The sequence below is a fragment of the Aeromonas sp. 75A genome (genome assembly GCF_051919425.1).
In the GTDB taxonomy this organism is placed as follows: Bacteria; Pseudomonadota; Gammaproteobacteria; order Enterobacterales; family Aeromonadaceae; genus Aeromonas; species Aeromonas veronii.
The window spans coordinates 2,953,972-2,971,633 of the sequence record NZ_JBQBES010000002.1; the positions used below are offsets into that span (position 1 = coordinate 2,953,972).

At 59.4% G+C, this 17,662-nt stretch carries 19 protein-coding genes; 15 read left to right on the forward strand and 4 right to left on the reverse strand.

What is annotated here, in order from left to right:
* The first annotated feature begins 15 nt into the window (after positions 1–15).
* Both ACTG2T_RS13900 and ACTG2T_RS13905 read left to right on the forward strand, forming a co-directional pair.
* Positions 16–285, forward strand: coding sequence for an FAD assembly factor SdhE (locus tag ACTG2T_RS13900; protein WP_005335417.1), 270 nt, complete (start codon positions 16–18; stop codon positions 283–285).
* Between the two features lie 19 nt (positions 286–304).
* Complete coding sequence (locus ACTG2T_RS13905; protein ID WP_330125679.1) at positions 305–697, forward strand: protein YgfX; 393 nt, start codon at positions 305–307, stop codon at positions 695–697.
* A 158-nt stretch (positions 698–855) separates the two neighbouring features.
* On the opposite strand, the gene nadB is transcribed toward ACTG2T_RS13905, so the two are convergent.
* Positions 856–2,463, reverse strand: a complete 1,608-nt coding sequence (nadB, locus tag ACTG2T_RS13910; protein ID WP_005354382.1) for an L-aspartate oxidase — start codon at positions 2,461–2,463, stop codon at positions 856–858.
* A gap of 182 nt (positions 2,464–2,645) precedes the next feature.
* On the opposite strand from nadB, the gene rpoE reads away from it, so the two are divergent.
* The 11 genes from rpoE (at position 2,646) to cysQ (ending at position 12,317) form a co-directional block, all read left to right on the forward strand.
* Complete coding sequence (rpoE, locus tag ACTG2T_RS13915) at positions 2,646–3,227, forward strand: RNA polymerase sigma factor RpoE (RefSeq protein WP_330125678.1); 582 nt, start codon at positions 2,646–2,648, stop codon at positions 3,225–3,227.
* A 22-nt stretch (positions 3,228–3,249) separates the two neighbouring features.
* On the forward strand, positions 3,250–3,852 hold the full coding sequence (locus ACTG2T_RS13920; RefSeq protein ID WP_128835004.1) for an RseA family anti-sigma factor: 603 nt from the start codon (positions 3,250–3,252) through the stop codon (positions 3,850–3,852).
* Between the two features lie 21 nt (positions 3,853–3,873).
* Positions 3,874–4,854, forward strand: a complete 981-nt coding sequence (locus tag ACTG2T_RS13925; RefSeq protein WP_005335407.1) for a MucB/RseB C-terminal domain-containing protein — start codon at positions 3,874–3,876, stop codon at positions 4,852–4,854.
* A gap of 93 nt (positions 4,855–4,947) precedes the next feature.
* Positions 4,948–5,409: a SoxR reducing system RseC family protein gene (locus ACTG2T_RS13930; protein WP_040068038.1), complete on the forward strand. Its 462-nt coding sequence runs from the start codon at positions 4,948–4,950 to the stop codon at positions 5,407–5,409.
* 116 nt (positions 5,410–5,525) lie between these two features.
* Complete coding sequence (gene lepA / locus ACTG2T_RS13935; protein ID WP_005335396.1) at positions 5,526–7,319, forward strand: translation elongation factor 4; 1,794 nt, start codon at positions 5,526–5,528, stop codon at positions 7,317–7,319.
* A 3-nt stretch (positions 7,320–7,322) separates the two neighbouring features.
* Positions 7,323–8,246 carry a signal peptidase I gene (gene lepB / locus ACTG2T_RS13940; protein ID WP_005335395.1) on the forward strand — a complete coding sequence of 308 codons (924 nt, stop codon included), beginning with the start codon at positions 7,323–7,325 and terminating at the stop codon, positions 8,244–8,246.
* Complete coding sequence (gene rnc / locus ACTG2T_RS13945; RefSeq protein ID WP_005335394.1) at positions 8,247–8,918, forward strand: ribonuclease III; 672 nt, start codon at positions 8,247–8,249, stop codon at positions 8,916–8,918.
* Complete coding sequence (era, locus tag ACTG2T_RS13950; RefSeq protein ID WP_005335393.1) at positions 8,915–9,814, forward strand: GTPase Era; 900 nt, start codon at positions 8,915–8,917, stop codon at positions 9,812–9,814. The genes rnc and era overlap by 4 nt, the downstream gene beginning before the upstream one ends.
* Positions 9,815–10,525, forward strand: coding sequence for a DNA repair protein RecO (gene recO / locus ACTG2T_RS13955; RefSeq protein ID WP_330125677.1), 711 nt, complete (start codon positions 9,815–9,817; stop codon positions 10,523–10,525).
* An 84-nt stretch (positions 10,526–10,609) separates the two neighbouring features.
* Entirely contained in the window at positions 10,610–11,347 is a 738-nt protein-coding gene (pdxJ, locus tag ACTG2T_RS13960) for a pyridoxine 5'-phosphate synthase (protein WP_330125676.1), read from the forward strand.
* 202 nt (positions 11,348–11,549) lie between these two features.
* Positions 11,550–12,317, forward strand: coding sequence for a 3'(2'),5'-bisphosphate nucleotidase CysQ (gene cysQ, locus ACTG2T_RS13965; RefSeq protein ID WP_409012765.1), 768 nt, complete (start codon positions 11,550–11,552; stop codon positions 12,315–12,317).
* Positions 12,318–12,404: 87 nt separating this feature from the next.
* On the opposite strand, the gene ACTG2T_RS13970 is transcribed toward cysQ, so the two are convergent.
* The 3 genes from ACTG2T_RS13970 to ACTG2T_RS13980 form a co-directional block, all read right to left on the reverse strand.
* A complete protein-coding gene (locus ACTG2T_RS13970) occupies positions 12,405–12,701 on the reverse strand; it encodes a YciI family protein (protein ID WP_033112808.1) in 297 nt (98 codons plus the stop codon).
* A gap of 24 nt (positions 12,702–12,725) precedes the next feature.
* Entirely contained in the window at positions 12,726–13,289 is a 564-nt protein-coding gene (locus ACTG2T_RS13975; protein WP_042080054.1) for a septation protein A, read from the reverse strand.
* A 90-nt stretch (positions 13,290–13,379) separates the two neighbouring features.
* Complete coding sequence (locus ACTG2T_RS13980; protein WP_216950234.1) at positions 13,380–14,903, reverse strand: aminotransferase class V-fold PLP-dependent enzyme; 1,524 nt, start codon at positions 14,901–14,903, stop codon at positions 13,380–13,382.
* 175 nt (positions 14,904–15,078) lie between these two features.
* Here ACTG2T_RS13980 and trhA point away from each other — a divergent pair, with 175 nt between their 5' ends.
* Together trhA and ACTG2T_RS13990 are read left to right on the forward strand one after the other, a co-directional pair.
* Positions 15,079–15,714, forward strand: coding sequence for a PAQR family membrane homeostasis protein TrhA (gene trhA, locus ACTG2T_RS13985; protein ID WP_323894187.1), 636 nt, complete (start codon positions 15,079–15,081; stop codon positions 15,712–15,714).
* Positions 15,715–15,841: 127 nt separating this feature from the next.
* Positions 15,842–17,503 (forward strand): putative transporter, encoded by a 1,662-nt coding sequence (locus ACTG2T_RS13990; protein ID WP_005335335.1) that lies wholly within the window; start codon positions 15,842–15,844, stop codon positions 17,501–17,503.
* The last annotated feature ends 159 nt before the right edge of the window (positions 17,504–17,662 follow it).

Sequence of the window (17,662 nt, forward strand, 5' to 3'; positions counted from 1 at the left end):
TGTAAGGAGAGTGCCATGTTGAGCCCAGTTGAAAAATCCCGCCTGAAGTGGGCCTGCCGTCGCGGTATGCTCGAGCTGGATGTGATCTTTATGCCCTTTTTCGAACACGAGTTCGACTCCCTGAGCGAAGCCGATCAGCAGACCTTTATCCGCCTGCTGGCGAGCGACGATCCGGATCTGTTCAAATGGTGCATGGGTCATGGTGTCCCTGCCGATCCCGCATTTGCCGCCATGATCCCGATGATCCTGGAGCGCAATCAGGCGCGCCACGACCGCCAGGGGTAATACCGTGGAGCGGGTGATCATGACGGTTCACCCCTCCCGCCATCAGCAATGTTTGCTGGTGGCCCTCTTTTTATTGCTGCTCTGGCCGGTGGCTGGCCTGATTGCCGGTTGGCAGTGGGCACTGTTGCTGCCCGTCTGGCTGGTGGCGCTCTGGCTGAGCTGGCGTGCGCTTGCCGAGCCCCCGTTCGAGCTTGTCTGGGATGGTCAGTGGTTGCAGTGGCAAGGTCGTCGCTATCAGCTTGACAAGAAAAGCCGCATTCTGCCCGGCGTGCTCAGGCTGGTGCTTTGTCCCGAGCAGCAAGAGAGTGGAGCTGTGTCGCCACGGCAACTCTGGATCTTCTCCGACGCCCTTCCCCCCGAACATTACCGCCTGCTGGCGCGAGCCATCCACTTTCTGCCGTCTCGGCGCTGACGCCTGCTTTCCGTGATGACCATGCGCTGATTTACCGCGATAAGCTGCTGCCATGTGGCTGATTACGGTACTCTTTTTGTGGCTGAAAAGCGGTTGAAAACAAGTGACCCCGCCATGGCGGGGTCACTGATTGCTGCAACGCTTTACGGGAAGGGGGATTAATCCCGCTCCGGGGTCAGCACAGTCGGTTTGGAGTCCGGCAGCATATCCGGATAATCCAGGTTGTAGTGCAAGCCGCGAGACTCCTTGCGCTGCAGGGCGCAGTTGACGATAAGCTCGGCCACCTGCAGCAGGTTGCGCAGCTCCAGCAGGTTGTTGGAGACACGGAAGTTGGCGTAGTACTCCTGCACCTCCTGCTTGAGCAGGTCGATACGGCGCTTGGCGCGGGCCAGGCGCTTGTTGGTACGCACTATCCCCACGTAGTCCCACATCATCAACCGCAGCTCGTGCCAGTTGTGCTGGATCACCACCAGTTCGTCGGAATCTTCCACCTTGCTCTCGTCCCACACCGGCAGGCGCGGCGGCTCCACGCTCATCGGCAGCTTGGCCAGAATGTCGGCCCCCGCCTGATGGGCATAAACTACGCATTCCAGCAGGGAGTTGGAGGCCATGCGGTTGGCGCCGTGCAGACCGGTGTAGGTCACTTCACCGATGGCGTAGAGACCGGGGATATCGGTCTGGCCGTTGTTGTCGATCATCACGCCACCACAGGTGTAGTGGGCAGCCGGCACGATGGGCATCGGCTCCTTGGTGATGTCGATTCCGACTGCAAGGCAGCGCTCATAAATGGTCGGGAAGTGCTTGATGATGAAATCGGCCGGTTTGTGGCTGATATCCAGATACATGCAATCCGCCCCGAGCCGCTTCATCTCGTGGTCGATGGCGCGGGCGACGATGTCGCGCGGCGCCAGCTCGGCCCGCTCGTCAAACTCCGGCATAAAGCGGCTGCCGTCCGGGCGGCGCAGATAGGCCCCCTCGCCACGCAGCGCTTCGGTCAGCAGGAAGTTGGGGTCATCGGGGTGGAACAGACTGGTGGGGTGGAACTGGTTGAACTCCAGGTTCGCCACCCGGCAGCCGGCCCGCCATGCCATCGCGATGCCATCGCCAGAGCTCACATCCGGGTTGGAAGTGTACTGGTAGACCTTGGAGGCGCCACCGGTGGCCAGTGCCACGAAACGGGCGCGGATCACCTCGACCTGCTCGGCGTTGCGGTTCCAGACGTAGGCCCCCAGCACCTTGTTGCCTGGCAGGTTGAGTTTGCGGGTGGTGATGAGGTCGACCGCGTTGAAGCGCTCCATCAGCTGGATATTGGGGTGGGCGCGCACCTGATCGATCAGGGTCAGTTGCACTGCCTTGCCGGTGGCATCCGCCGCGTGGAAGATGCGGCGATGGCTGTGGCCCCCTTCCCGGGTGAGGTGGTACTGGGATTCACCGTCGGCGTTCTCCTCCTGATCGAAGGGGACCCCTTGCTGAATGAGCCACTGGATGGACTCGCGGGCGTGGCGGGCGGTGAACTCGACCACTGCCGGGTCACACAACCCGGCGCCCGCGTTGAGCGTGTCGCTCACGTGGGATTCGATGCTGTCGGTTTCGTCGAAAACGGCAGCGATGCCTCCTTGCGCATAGAAAGTGGCCCCTTCACTGATGGGCCCCTTGCTCAGAACCAGGACTTTGGCGTGGTCTGCCAATCGCAACGCGAGGGACAAACCAGCGGCACCGCTGCCAATGATCAGTACATCGCAAAGGTATTCAACACTTGCTTTCATAAGTATCATTGGCCTGGATTAAGAACTGGCACCATGGTAGCCCAAGCGAGGGCGAGGATGCAGCCTGCATCACATTTTTTTCAATTGAAGCGAACTTTCTCTGATTCTCCCTGTCTGAACTTGTGCGCTTAGGAAGGGCCGGAAAAGAAAAACGATAACCTGATGGGGGTTTTACGGCTCTGATGAGCGACCAGAATCTACTGGACGAACAGCTGGTTGAACGGGTCCAGCGCGGCGATAAAGCAGCTTTCAACCTGTTGGTAAAAAAATACCAGCATAAGGTGGTCAACCTGGTTGCCAGGTATGTCAACAATCCCGGTGATGTGCCCGATGTGGCGCAAGAGGCCTTTATAAAAGCCTACCGTGCATTGCCGACATTCCGTGGCGAAAGTGCTTTTTACACCTGGTTGTACCGAATTGCCGTGAACACGGCGAAGAATTATCTCACCTCCCAGGGGCGCAGGCCGCCCAGCAGTGATGTGGAGGCTGACGAAGCGGAGTCTTATGGTGGTGGTGAAGCCTTGCAAGAGGTCTCAACCCCCGAAAACCTGGCGCTGACTGACGAGATCAAACGCACCGTGTTTTTAGCCATAGAGGCATTGCCGGAAGACCTGAGGACAGCTATCACCCTTCGCGAACTGGAAGGGCTGAGCTACGAAGAGATTGCCGAAATCATGGATTGCCCTGTGGGTACGGTCAGATCCCGTATCTTCCGGGCGAGGGAAGCAATCGATAAAAAGCTGCAACCTCTGATCGAGAATTAACTGGGGAAAGACGGGTTAACTTATGGCAAATAAAGAGCAAATCTCTGCCCTGATGGATGGTGACCTGAGTGACGCAGAGGTACTGAACGAGCTGGAGATGGACTCCGACTTGCAAGATACCTGGGGTCGTTACCACCTGATCGGCGATGCCATGCGGGGTGACCTGCCGGTCAATCTGCAACTGGATCTCAGTGACAGCATCATGGCTGCGCTGGAGGATGAGCCCACCATACTGGCACCCAAGCCGGTCGAGGCGGCTCCCGTGCTGCAACCTGCCGTTGCGCCGGTCAAGACTGATGCCAATGTGGTTCCGTTGTTCCGCCGTGTCGGTCAGCAGCTGGGTCAATATGCCATCGCAGCGTCTGTGGCCGCTGCAGTTATCTTCGGGGTGCAGCAGTATCAGGGACAAGATGGCGTTCCGGCCAATCCGGTGCTCAATACCATTCCAATCGGTGGCAGTGCGGCACCTGTGAGTGTTCACTATCCGCAACAGGATGGCGCCCGTGCCCGTCAGCAAGGGCTGACCGAACAGCAGATGCAGGAGCAGCGGGAGCGGATCAACGCCTTCCTGCGTGACCACCAGTTGCAGCAGCGCCTGTTGCAAGACAGACAGATCCAACAATAACGAATTGTCAGGGATACAAACGTGCGCCAGTCCAGCCGTATTTTGCTGGCCTCTCTCCTGCTGATCAGTGCCAAGGCCTCGGCCGACGATAAGTCGGCCGAGGCCTTGTTGCAGCAGATGCAGAGTGCCGTGCAGCAACAGAATTTCGAGTTGTCCATGGTCAAGGCTCGTCAGGGGCGTCTTGAACCGATCCGGATCAGCCATGCCGTCATCAACGGCAAGGAAGTGGCCCACCTCAGTTACCTCGACGGCAAGGCGATCGAGTATCTCCAGCGCCAGAACGAATACACCTTCTTTGAAAACAGCCACGATCCCTACACCCTGAAGGATGCCCGCTTCCCCGGCATCTGGTCGACCCTGGTGAAGATGCCGCTGGCACAGGTGCTGGAGAGCTATGATCCTGTGCTGGCCGGCCGCAGCCGGGTTGCCGGTGTGGTGGCGCAGGTGGTAAGGCTGGTGCCTAAAGAGGCCGACAAATATGGTTTCGTGCTCTGGATTGATGAGCAGAGCCACTTGCTGCTGCGGATCGACATGGTCGAGCGGGAAGGCAATCTGGTGGAGCAGGTGCTCGGTGTCGAGCTGGATCTGCAGAGCAAACCGGCCCCCTGGCTGGTGAAGCTGGCCAACAGCAAGCAGCCTCCGGCGCTGGCGCTGGAGGATGCCTATCCAGCGCCGCAACAGCAGTTGAACTGGCAGATCACCTGGTTGCCCGATGGCTTCAAGGTGCTGTCGCAAGACCGGCACCAGCTGGTGACCACCAGTATGCCGGTGGATTACATGATGCTCTCCGACGGGCTGGTGGATCTCTCGGTCTATGTCTCCCGGGTGGATCCCAAGCAGGCGGTGCGCCAGCAGCTGATCCGCCAGGGGGCGACCTCGCTGGTGAGCTATGTCAACGAGGTGGGGGTCGAGATCACCGTGGTCGGCGAGGTGCCTGCCGAAACCGCCAAGCGCATCGCCGAGTCGGTCCAGCCGCTGGCCCGCAACGAAGCGGTGCAGTAACGGGGGATGCGGGGTTGTCCCCCGCTTGCCGAGCGTGGCGAGTCGTGGTCAGATCCCCTGATTGTGTGAACCCGAGGTGTTGCCGTGAATGAGATGAGTGAAGAGCTGGCGACCGTGGTGGCCATTGAGGGTGACCATGCCTGGGTGGAGTGCGAACGGCGCTCTGCCTGTAGTGGTTGTCAGCAGCAATCCAACTGCGGTACCGGCACCGTGGCCAAGGCATTTCCCCTGAAAGCTCCCCGCTTGCGGGTCAGGCTGACCGCCGAGGTGCGGGTTGGCCAGCAAGTGAGGCTCGGTATCCCGCAAGAGAGTCTGCTGCGCGGGGCGGCGCTGGTCTATGTGCTGCCGCTGTTTTGTCTGTTGGCCGGCGCCTTGCTGGGGCAGCTCTGGCTGGCACCGCTGCTCTCGGGCGGGGAGGGGATTACCATTCTCTGCTGCCTGCTGGGGGGCGTGCTGGGCTTTTTACTGGTTCGTTACTTTTCCAACCGCCTGGATCAGGGGCGCTACGGCCCGCAGATGCTCGGCGTGGTCGTCCCTGTCCGCATCCTCCCCTGACTGAACAGGCGCTATTTCACTGGCGCTGGCGACTAAAGAATGGCCGTCAGCCGGGTTATCCAGTAAAATCGCGCCTCCATAACTGACCTTAACCAATTTTGAGTGACTCTTGCTCGATGAAACACATTCGTAACTTTTCGATTATTGCGCACATCGACCACGGTAAATCGACCCTGTCGGACCGTCTGATCCAGACTTGCGGTGGCTTGTCCGACCGCGAGATGCAGGCTCAGGTGCTTGACTCCATGGATCTGGAGCGCGAGCGCGGCATTACCATCAAAGCACAGAGTGTGACCCTGAACTACCAGGCACAAGACGGTAACACCTACCAGCTGAACTTTATCGACACCCCGGGCCACGTGGATTTCTCCTACGAGGTCTCCCGCTCTTTGGCGGCCTGTGAAGGGGCGCTGCTGGTGGTGGATGCCGGCCAGGGGGTTGAGGCACAGACTCTGGCCAACTGCTATACCGCCATGGAAATGGATCTGGAAGTGGTTCCGGTGCTGAACAAGATTGACCTGCCGGCCGCAGAACCCGAGCGGGTTGCCGAGGAGATCGAAGACATCGTCGGTATCGACGCAGTCGATGCGGTGCGCTGCTCCGCCAAGACCGGTCTGGGTGTTGATCTGGTGCTGGAAGAGATCGTTGCCAAGATCCCGGCACCGGAAGGTGACCCGGATGCCCCACTGCAGGCGCTGATCATCGACTCCTGGTTCGACTCCTATCTGGGGGTTGTCTCTTTGGTGCGGATCAAGAACGGTTCCCTGAAGAAGAACGACAAGATCAAGGTGATGAGCACCGGTCAGGTGTGGGGTGTCGATCGTATCGGTATCTTCACGCCCAAGCAGGTGGATACCCAGGGGCTGGGTTGCGGCGAGGTAGGTTGGGTTGTCTGCGGTATCAAGGACATCCACGGTGCGCCGGTGGGCGATACCCTGACTCAGGCCAAGAACGGTGCCGACAAGGCGCTGGCTGGCTTCAAGAAGGTGAAGCCGCAGGTTTATGCAGGTCTGTTCCCCATCTCCAGCGATGACTACGAGTCGTTCCGTGACGCTCTCGACAAGCTCTCCCTGAACGATGCTTCCCTGTTCTTCGAACCGGAGAGCTCCACTGCGCTGGGTTTCGGCTTCCGTTGCGGCTTCCTCGGCATGCTGCACATGGAGATCATTCAGGAGCGTCTGGAGCGTGAATACGATCTGGATCTGATCACCACGGCGCCGACCGTAGTGTACGAGATCGAGCTGACCGACGGCTCCACCATCCATATCGACAGCCCGGCCCAGATGCCCGCCATCACCAGCATCAAGGAGATGCGCGAGCCGATCGCCGAGTGTCATATCCTGCTGCCGCAGGAGTACATGGGCAACGTGATCACCCTCTGTATCGAGAAGCGTGGCGTGCAGACCAACATGGTCTACCACGGCAAGCAGGTGGCGCTGACCTATGAAATCCCGATGGCGGAAGTGGTGCTCGACTTCTTCGACCGTCTGAAATCCACCAGTCGTGGTTACGCCTCGCTGGACTATGGCTTCAAGCGTTTCGAAACCTCCGACATGGTCCGTCTGGACATCATGATCAACGGTGAGCGCGTCGATGCCCTTGCCATCATCACCCACAAGGACAACGCCCAGTATCGCGGTCGTCAGGTGGTGGAGAAGATGCGCGAGCTGATCCCGCGCCAGATGTTCGATATCGCGATTCAGGCGGCCATCGGCAACCAGATCATCGCTCGCAGCACCGTCAAGGCTCTGCGTAAAGACGTAACCGCCAAGTGCTACGGTGGTGACGTGAGTCGTAAGAAGAAACTGCTGAACAAGCAGAAAGAAGGTAAGAAGCGGATGAAGTCCCTCGGCCGTGTCGACGTGCCGCAGGAAGCCTTCCTCGCGATTCTCCACGTCGGAAAGGATTAATAGATGGCAAGCACGTTTTCCCTGATCCTGGTGGTGGTCTGCGCGATCACCGGTGTTATCTGGTGTCTGGACAAGATGATTTGGTCCAAGCAGCGCGCCGCCAAGATTGCCGTGGCTCGTGCCCATGGCGGTGCCCACCTGGATGAGAAGACCCTGGCCAAGGTCGCCCCCGTACCGGTCTGGATTGAACAGACCGCCGGGGTCTTCCCGGTCATCACCTTTGTGCTGATCCTGCGTTCGTTCATTTTTGAACCGTTCCAGATCCCGTCAGGTTCCATGATGCCCACCCTGCTGGTGGGCGACTTCATCCTGGTGGAAAAGTTTGCCTATGGTCTGCGGGACCCGGTGACCAACACCAAGTTCCTCGAGACTGGCGAGCCCAAGCGTGGCGACGTGGTGGTATTCAAGTATCCCCTTGAACCGCGCGTTGACTACATCAAGCGGGTGGTCGGCATGCCGGGTGATCGGGTCATCTATCGCAACAAGGAGCTGATGATCCGGCCCAAGTGCGAAGAGCAGGAAGGGAAAACGTGCCCGGGCTTCAAGAAGCTCGACGTCAAGTTTGAACAAAGAGGCGAATTTACCCAGATGGGGATCCCCCTTGACCGCTATACCGAGCAGTTGGGTGATGTCTCCCACGAGACCCTGCGCAATCCGCTGATGCCCGACATGGTTGGCCGTTACTATCGCCAGCCCGGCACCTACCCCGACGAGTGGGTGGTACCGGAAGGCCAGTATTTCGTAATGGGCGACAACCGCGACAACAGCACCGACAGCCGCTTCTGGGGCTTTGTGCCCGAGCAGAATCTGGTCGGCAAGGCGGTCGCTATCTGGATAAGTTTTGAATTCGAGCGCGAAGAAGGCTCCCTGCTGCCAAGTTGGGTACCGACAGGTGTGCGCTTCAACCGCATTGGCGGAATCAAGTAAATGAATATCAAGATGAACAGACTGCAGTCCCGTCTCGGGCATGTCTTTGCGGATCTGGAACTGCTGACCCGCGCGCTGACTCACCGCAGCGCCGGTTCCCGTCACAATGAGCGACTGGAATTTCTGGGTGACTCGATTTTGAGTCTGGTGATTGCCGATGATCTGTTCCACCGCTTCCCGCAAGCGGCGGAAGGGGATCTCAGCCGGATGCGCGCCACCCTGGTGCGCGAGAAGACCCTGGCCGAACTGGGCCGGGAGTTTGACCTCGGGGATCACCTGATCCTCGGCCCCGGCGAACTCAAGAGCGGCGGTTTTCGCCGCGAATCCATTCTGGCCGACACGGTCGAGGCGGTGATCGGTGCCGTCTATCTGGATACCAATCTTGAGACGGTGCGGACACTGCTGCTGAGCTGGTATGCCAGCCGCCTGGAAGAGATCAAGCCGGGCATCGAGCAGAAAGATCCCAAGACCCGTCTGCAAGAAATTTTGCAGGGAAGCCGCAAATCCCTGCCGACCTACACCGTGACCAACGTCAAGGGCGAGGCCCACAACCAGGAGTTCACCGTCCAGTGTGACGTGGAAGGTCTGGATGGTCCCCTCGTCGGGGTCGGCACCAGCCGTCGCAAGGCCGAGCAGGCCGCGGCGCAGCAAGCATTGGAAAAACTGTCATGACAGATACCACCTACTGCGGCTTTGTCGCCATCGTGGGCCGACCGAATGTGGGCAAGTCCACCCTGCTCAACAAGCTGCTTGGCCAGAAGGTCAGCATCACCTCGAAGAAGCCCCAAACCACCCGTCACCGGATTTTGGGGATCGACACCGAGGATAACTACCAGACCATCTATGTCGACACCCCGGGTCTGCACATTGAAGAGAAACGGGCCATCAACCGCCTGATGAACCGTGCCGCCACCAGTTCGCTGGGTGATGTGGCCATGGTGGTGTTCATGGTCGACGGTACCCACTGGACCAAAGATGACGAGATGGTGCTGGGCAAGCTGCGCAATCTCAAGTGCCCGGTGGTGCTGGCGGTCAACAAGATTGACAACGTCAAAGAGAAAGAAGATCTGCTGCCCCACCTCGAGTGGCTGGGCCAACAGATGAACTTCGCCCATATTCTGCCCATCAGTGCCGAAAAGGGCACCAACGTGGAGAAGATCCGCGAGTGGGCCAAGGATCTGCTGCCGGAAAACGTCCACTTCTTCCCGGAAGATTACGTGACCGACCGCTCCTCCCGCTTTATGGCCTCCGAAATCATCCGCGAGAAGCTGATGCGCTTCACCGGCGAGGAGCTGCCCTACTCGGTGACGGTGGAGATCGAGCGCTTCAAGGTGGAAGAGAACGGCCTCTATCACATCCACGGCCTGATCCTGGTCGAGCGCGATGGCCAGAAGAAGATGGTCATCGGCAACAAGGGCGAGAAGATCAAAACCATCGGCACCGAAGCGCGCCTCGACATGGAGCGTCTGTTCCAGAACAAGGTGCACCTCGAGCTGTGGGTCAAGGTCAAGTCGGGCTGGGCTGATGATGAGCGCGCCCTGCGCAGCCTCGGGTATGGCGACGACTGATTGCTGACACCGGCTTTCGTCATCCACAGTCGGCCCTATCGGGAGACCAGCCAGCTGGTCGAGGTCTTCACCCAGGATAATGGCCGATTTACTCTGGTGGCTCGCGGTTCTCGCGGGCCACGCTCCCCTCTCAAGGGGCTGCTGCAACCCTTTACCCTGCTCACCATCGCCTGGCGCGGCAAGGGCGATCTCAAGAACCTCACCCAGGTCGAATGCCCGGATCACTCCCTGCGTCTCGGCGGCGATCGCCTCTTCTACGGCCTCTATCTCAACGAGTTGGTCTACTACCTGCTGGAAGCTCACACCCCGTTCCCCGAAGTATTCGACGCCTATGCTCGTGCCATCATGGCGCTGGCCGATGGCGAGACGCCGGAGCTGCCGCTGCGCCGCTTCGAGTTCCTGCTGTTGCAGGCGCTCGGCTATGCGGTGGATTTCGAATACACGGCGGACGACGAGTCGCCCATCGAGCCGACCCTGCTCTATGGCTTCGAGCGTGAATTGGGCTTTGTTGCTTGCGAGCGGGCGCCGGATCCCCGTACCCTGTTTCTCGGTGCCCACCTGCTCGCCTTTGCCGAGGGACGTTTCGATACCCCTCCCTTGCTGCAGGCGGCCAAACGTTTCAGCCGATTGGCACTGCAACCCTATCTGGGCAAGCGCCAGCTAAAGAGCCGGGAGCTGTTTTTAAAACGCAAAGCCAGTATGCAAGGCTGACACAGATTACAGACATACGGATATTGGCGCGGTGTGATTCACTGACCGCGCAGTCAACAGATGAAGCCTTTCAAGGAGTTCTCAATGAGTGAAATCTATCTGGGTGTGAACATCGACCATATCGCGACTCTGCGCAACGCCCGTGGCACCCAGTATCCGGATCCGGTACAGGCCGCGTTCGTGGCCGAACAGGCCGGTGCCGATGGCATTACCGTGCATCTGCGTGAAGATCGCCGCCACATCACCGACCGCGATGTGGCGATCCTGCGCCAAACTATCCAGACCAGAATGAACCTGGAGATGGCAGTGACCGAAGAGATGATCGGCATCGCCTGCCGCATCAAGCCCCACTTCGTCTGTCTGGTACCGGAGAAGCGCACCGAAGTGACCACCGAGGGTGGTCTGGACGTGGCCGGCCAGTTGGACAAGGTGACTGACGCCGTTGCCCGTCTCTCTGCTGTGGGTGCCCAGGTATCCCTCTTTATCGACGCCGATCCCATCCAGATCGATGCGGCTGCCGAGAGTGGCGCCCCCTTTATCGAGATCCATACCGGCCGTTACGCCGATGCCACCACCGATGCTGAGCGCAACGCCGAGTTCAAGCGTATCGCCGCCGGCGCCTCCTATGCCGCTGGCAAGGGCTTGAAGGTCAATGCCGGTCACGGCCTGCACTACCACAACGTCAAGGCCATCGCCGCCATCCCCGAGCTCTATGAGCTCAACATCGGCCACGCCATCATCGGCCGCGCCGCCTTCGATGGTCTGGCCAAGGCCGTGAGCGATATGCGCCTGCTGATGCAGGAAGCCCGTCAGGGGATCTGAGTTGCAAAATAGGCCCGCGGCCTGAGACCGGCCGCTAGAAATAACAAGGGACGCCACGGCGTCCTTTGTTATTTCAGGTGTTGTTCAAGTGAGGGCAATGGGTTGGCGGCCACCGAGCTGTAATAACCCAGCACAATCGGCTATAAGCAGTTGATGTCAAAAGGGTTACACTGGTTGACCCTGTGAGTTGGACGAGATTGTTATGGATCATCCCCTGTACCACCCCGATATCACCGAACTTGAACCTGTCGCCCGTGCGGCGGGAGCGGCCATCATGGCCATCTACAGCCAGCCCTTCGCGGTGGAGTACAAGAGTGACGAGAGTCCGCTGACCGCAGCCGACAAGGGGGCTCATGCGGTGATCGTTCAGGCGTTGGCACGGCTGACTCCGGATATTTCCGTATTGTCGGAGGAGTCGGGGCCCGAGGTGATGGCGGCGCGCCACGGCTGGTCCCGCTACTGGCTGGTGGATCCCCTCGATGGCACCAAGGAGTTTGTCTCCCGCAACGGCGAGTTCACCGTCAATATCGCGCTGATTGAAGAGGGGGCGCCGCGCTGGGGATTAGTCTATGCGCCGGTGCTGGACAAGCTCTGGTATGGCGGCAAGGGCGTAGGCGCCTGGCGCATCGCCGATGGCAAGCACGAGTCCATCCAGACCCGGCCTCATCCTGAAGGAACGGCGTGGCGGGTGGTGGGCAGTCGCAACCACCTGTCGCAGGAGACCCTCGATTTCTTGGCTCCTTTTGGTGAAATCGAGCTGGTTTCCATGGGCAGTTCGCTCAAGTTCTGCATCATCGCCGAGGGGGGCGCCGAGCTCTATCCGCGCCTCGCACCCACCTGCGAGTGGGATACCGGCGCTGCGCAGGCGGTGCTGGAGGGAGCGGGGGGCAGCGTCACCCGACTCGATGGTTCACCGCTGCGCTATAACAAGCCCGACATCCTCAACCCCTGGTTTGTCGCCAGGGCGTGACCTTGCAAGTACGCTGAGCATCGCCCAATAAAAAGAGGCCGGAGCGGGTTGCATACCCACTCCGGCCTCTTTGTATTTGACGCAGTTTTAAAAGACTTTCTTGAACGGCTTGATGGTCACTTTGGCATAGACGCCAGCTGCCACATAGGGATCGGCATCGGCCCAGGCCTGGGCGTCCGCCTGCGAGGCAAACTCGGCGATGACGGTGCTGCCGGTAAAGCCGGCATCGGCCGGATCCTCGGCATCGATGGCCGGGTTGGGGCCGGCTGTCAGCAGCCGACCCTCATCCTGCAGGGCTTGCAGGCGAGCCAGATGGGCGGGGCGAACCTGCTTGCGCAGCGGCAGGCTGCCCTGAACATCTTCGGAGTAGATGAGATACCACATGAGACAATCCTTTTCTGATGAGGGTTATTTTTTGGGTTCGTCTTTTTGCTGGGACAACTGATCGGCAGGGATATGGCGATAGAGATAGACGCCGCTCAGCAGGGTAAAGACCAGCGTCATCCCCAGCAGACCGAACACCTTGAAGTTGACCCACATCTCTTGCGGCAGGTTGAACGCCACGTAGAGGTTGAGCAGGCCACAGACGGTAAAGAAGCCGACCCAGCCGAGATTGACTGTGTCCCAGACCTTATCGGGTGCTTGCAGCTCCTTGGCCAGCATCTGTTTGATCAGATTCTTGCCAAAGCCGTAGCGGCTGATGAGCAGACCCAGTGCGAACAGCACGTTGATGACAGTCACTTTCCACTTGATGAAGGTGTCATCGTGGAAGAAAACTGTGAGGCCGCCGAAGAAGCCGACCAGCAGGAAGGTAAAGAGCTGCATCTTCTCGACTTTGCGATAGCGGATCCAGCTATAGGCGAGCTGCAGACCGGTGACCACTACCAGTGCGCCGGTAGCCATGTAGATGTCGTAGAACTTGTAGACCGCGAAGAAAACGATAAGTGGAATAAATTCAATAAATTGCTTCATGTCTGGCGCCTAGTCCTCAAAGATGGCCTGCAAATTTCGCCCAGTCTACCTGCATGGCGGACAACGGCAAATGAATAAGACCGCTCATTTTTACGCCGGTTCCGCGCTGTCGCCAAACAGTTGGCGTGCAATGGAGATCCCGAGTCGCTGCTGATCGGCCAGCAGGTCGCGGATATGGCGCTCTTCAATCAGAGGGTTGAGCAGCACGGCGCGCAGCAGGGTGAGCGGTTGGGCACCGTAGCGTACCACCGCTCGTTGGGTGCGGGAGACAAAGCTGTGCCCCTCGGCCCGCTGGGCTTTTTGCAGGGACACGTTGAAGTCGTTGATCTGCGCATTGGCCGTCTCATCCAGCACCTTGCCCTGCAGATGGGGTGGGATGCAGCGATAGGAGAGCAGGTTCATCACCGGAGCAGACATCAGCTCGAAGGCGGGATTGCTGGTGATGAGCTCGGCCATCAGCCGGGCCCGGTCGTAGTTGGCTTCGATAAGCTCGGCATAGCCTTGCTGGCCGAAGAGCTGGAAGGCGGCGTCCAGATAGAGGGCATTGGCCGGGCGGGTGCCCTCCAGGGTAAAGCGACCCTGATCGAACGAGGTGGCACGGATGGCGTAGGGCGCCTCTCGCTTGACCGCCATCATCAGGTCGGGCTGACGGCAGAGCAGCATGCCGGTACCGAGCGGCACCAGCAGTTGCTTGTGACCATCCAGCGTGACGGTATCTGCGCGCTCGATCCCGGCCAGCAGGTTTTGATAGCGGGGGGAGAAGAGGGTCGGGCCTCCCCAGGCGGCATCCACGTGGAAGTGGATCTGCTCGCGCTCGGCGATGGTCGCCAGCTCCGGCAGGGGGTCGATGGAGCCAAAGTCGGTACTGCCCGCCACGCCGACCAATGCCAGCACTTTCAATTTCTGTTCCTTGCACTGGAGCAGCGCCTGCTCCAGCGCAGCCAGACTGAGCCGGTTCTGTTCGTCAGTCTCAAGGCGCCAGACACTGCGGGCGCCCAGTCCCAGCAGATCCATCCCCTTGTCGAAGGAGTAGTGCATCAGCCGGGAACCCAGAATGACGGCGCCGCGATAGCCCTGCTCATAGAGGGCGAACAGGTTGTCGCCGCAGGCGCGGTTGCGGGCCAGCCAGAGGGCGGTGACGTTGGCGATGGTACCGCCGCTGGTCATGACGCCGAGAGCGGCATCCTTGGCATGCATCTGCTCGCCGTAGAAGGCATCGTCCCTGCCATAGATGAGGCGGTGCAGCTTGGCCAGCACCTCCCGCTCCAGAAAGCTGAGCAGGCGGGAGGACTCCATCTTCATCGGATTCTGGTTGAGCATCACCAGCAGGCGCGACAGCTCGGCGGTATAGGCCGGCAGTGGCGCCGTCATGTGGCCCATGTAGCGTGGCGAGGTGAGGTGCGAGGCGCCAGGCACCAGAGTAGCCAGCCGCGCCAGATACTCCTCGATAGGTTGGCCGACTGCAGGCATGCGGGATTGATCGAGCTGGTGGGTGAACAGGTCGCGCTGGTAGGGGGCCTGACTGTCGTCGGAGTGGTGGAAGGTCTCCAGCAAGGTGCTCATCGCCTCGCCAAAGGCGGGATCCGCTTGTGCAAACAGCTCAGTCAACTTCATCAGGTTCTCCAGACCAGGTCACCGGGGTAGGTGTTTATGCCGCTTCTGTCGGGCATCGGCGGCAGAGCATACACCAAAGGTTGGCAGGTGACAGCCACTCCATTTTTTAAGCGAACACTTGTACTCCGAAATGGCGCTGGGTAGAGTGAGCCACAGTTATTGTGGAGTCGATGTTATGAGTGGTGTGATGGATTACTCCCCCCGGGAGGAGCTGGCAAACCGGCTGAGTCACGGTGCGGGATTGTTGCTGGGGATTGTCGGGCTGGTGCTGTTGCTCATCAAGGGATGGGGTCAGGGTACACAGGCGCTGGTGAGCTACAGCCTTTATGGCGGCAGTCTGGTGCTGCTCTATCTCGCCTCGACCCTCTATCACAGCATGGGGTCAGGGCGGGCCAGACGCTGGTGCAAGGTGTTTGATCACTGCGCCATCTATCTGCTGATTGCCGGCACCTATACCCCCTTCCTGCTAGTCGCGTTAGACACGCCGCTGGCGAAGGGGTTGATGGTGGTGATCTGGGCCCTGGCGCTGGCTGGCGTGGTGTTCAAGCTGGTGTTTATCAACCGCTTCAAGAAGTTGTCGCTTTTTACCTACCTGATGCTGGGTTGGCTGTCGCTGGTGGTCATCTACCAGCTCTATATCCATCTGGCCGGTGAGGGGCTGCTGCTGCTCTGGCTTGGCGGCCTTATCTACAGCCTCGGGGTCATCTTCTATGTGGCCAAGCAGATCCCCTATAACCACGCCATCTGGCATCTCTTTGTGCTGGGTGGCAGCGTTTGTCACTTTATGGCCATTTACGGCTACGTCGCCTAACGTCTTGCAACTAGCCCTTAATTGGTATTTTTAGCGCGTAAAAGGATAAATTCGTGCGGTATCACACAGTTGGCATCAGCGTTTGCTGACAAGCTAGGGCCAGTTCAATTCGCAAAGGATGCACGAAATGAGTGAAATCGCGCTTTCCATCAGCATGTTGTCGCTGGTGGCAGTGCTAGGACTCTGGCTGGGAAACTGGCGAGTCTATGGCGTTGGCTTGGGGATAGGGGGGGTGCTGTTCGGCGGCATCATAGTGGGTCACTTTGCAGGCGCCTCCGATCTCGCGCTGGATGCACAAACGCTTCACTTTATTCAAGAATTTGGCCTGATCCTGTTTGTCTATACCATCGGCATCCAGGTCGGGCCGGGTTTCTTCTCGTCATTGCGCAGTTCGGGTCTCAAACTCAACGCCTTTGCCGCTTTGCTGGTCATCCTTGGCTGCGTGGTGGCCGCTGGCTTGCATCAATTTTTCGATGTGCCGTTGCCGGTCATTCTGGGGGTCTTCTCCGGTGCCGTCACCAATACGCCATCCCTCGGTGCGGGCCAGCAGATCCTGGCCGAGCTGGGCGCCGCGCCCGGTTCTACCGGCCTGATGGGGATGGGCTATGCGGTTGCCTATCCGTTTGGTATCTGTGGCATTTTGCTCACCATGTGGCTGGTCAGGGTCTTCTTTCGCATCAAGATCGACGATGAAGCCGCCCAGTTCGAGCTACAAACCGGTAAAACCAAGGAGAGCTTGCAGACCATCAACATCGCGGTACGCAACCCCAACATGCATGGCTTGATGCTGAGCGAGATCCCGAGTCTCGACGAGTCCGATGTCATCTGTTCACGGCTCAAGCGTGGCGACGAGCTGATGGTGCCACGGCCGGAATCCCGTATCGAACTGGGTGACTTGCTGCACTTGGTCGGTGAGCGCCATGCGCTGCACAAGGTGTTGCTGGTGTTGGGGGAGGAGGTGGAGACCTCGCTCTCGACTCGTGGTACCGACCTGCGCGTCGAGCGGGTGGTGGTGACCAACGAGCAGGTTCTTGGCAAGAAGATCCGCGATCTGGATATCAAACAACGCTATGACGTGGTGATCTCGCGCCTCAACCGAGCTGGTATCGAACTGGTGCCGACCAGTCAGACCAGCCTGCAGTTTGGCGATATTCTCAACCTGGTGGGGCGCCTCGATGCCATCGAAGCTGTCACCAATGTGGTCGGCAACGTGCAGCAAAAACTGCAGCAGGTGCAGATGTTGCCGGTATTTATCGGGATTGGCCTTGGCGTATTGCTCGGTTCCATCCCCTTCTACCTGCCCGGTTTCCCGGCCGCTCTCAAATTGGGTCTGGCGGGTGGGCCGCTGGTGGTGGCGCTGATCCTGTCGCGGATTGGCAGCATCGGCAAGCTCTACTGGTTTATGCCCCCCAGCGCCAACCTGGCGCTGCGGGAGATCGGCATCGTGCTGTTTCTGGCGGTGGTCGGATTCAAGTCCGGTGCCGGTTTCGTTGATACCCTGATCAACGGTGATGGCCCAGCCTGGATGCTCTACGGCATGGCGATCACCCTGATCCCGCTGCTGGTGGTCGGTGTGCTGGCGCGCCTCTACGGCAAGATGAACTACCTCACCCTGTGTGGTTTGCTGGCCGGCTCTATGACTGATCCTCCCGCGCTGGCCTTTGCCAACGCCATGCACCCGACCAGTGGCGCCAGTGCGCTCTCATACGCCACTGTCTACCCGCTGGTGATGTTCCTGCGGATCATCTCGCCACAGCTGCTGGCTATCATCCTCTGGGCGGGAGCCTAGGGTTAATCCTGACGGGAGCATGCCTTGTCATGCTCCCGTCATCATTCTGTAATTTATTGATAATTTTGGTTTTTGCCATTCTCGTAACCTCGTTTTACACACTTCTGTCTGGCTGAACAGTTCAGCCTCAAATCGGTCTATCCTTTCGAATTTTCGAGC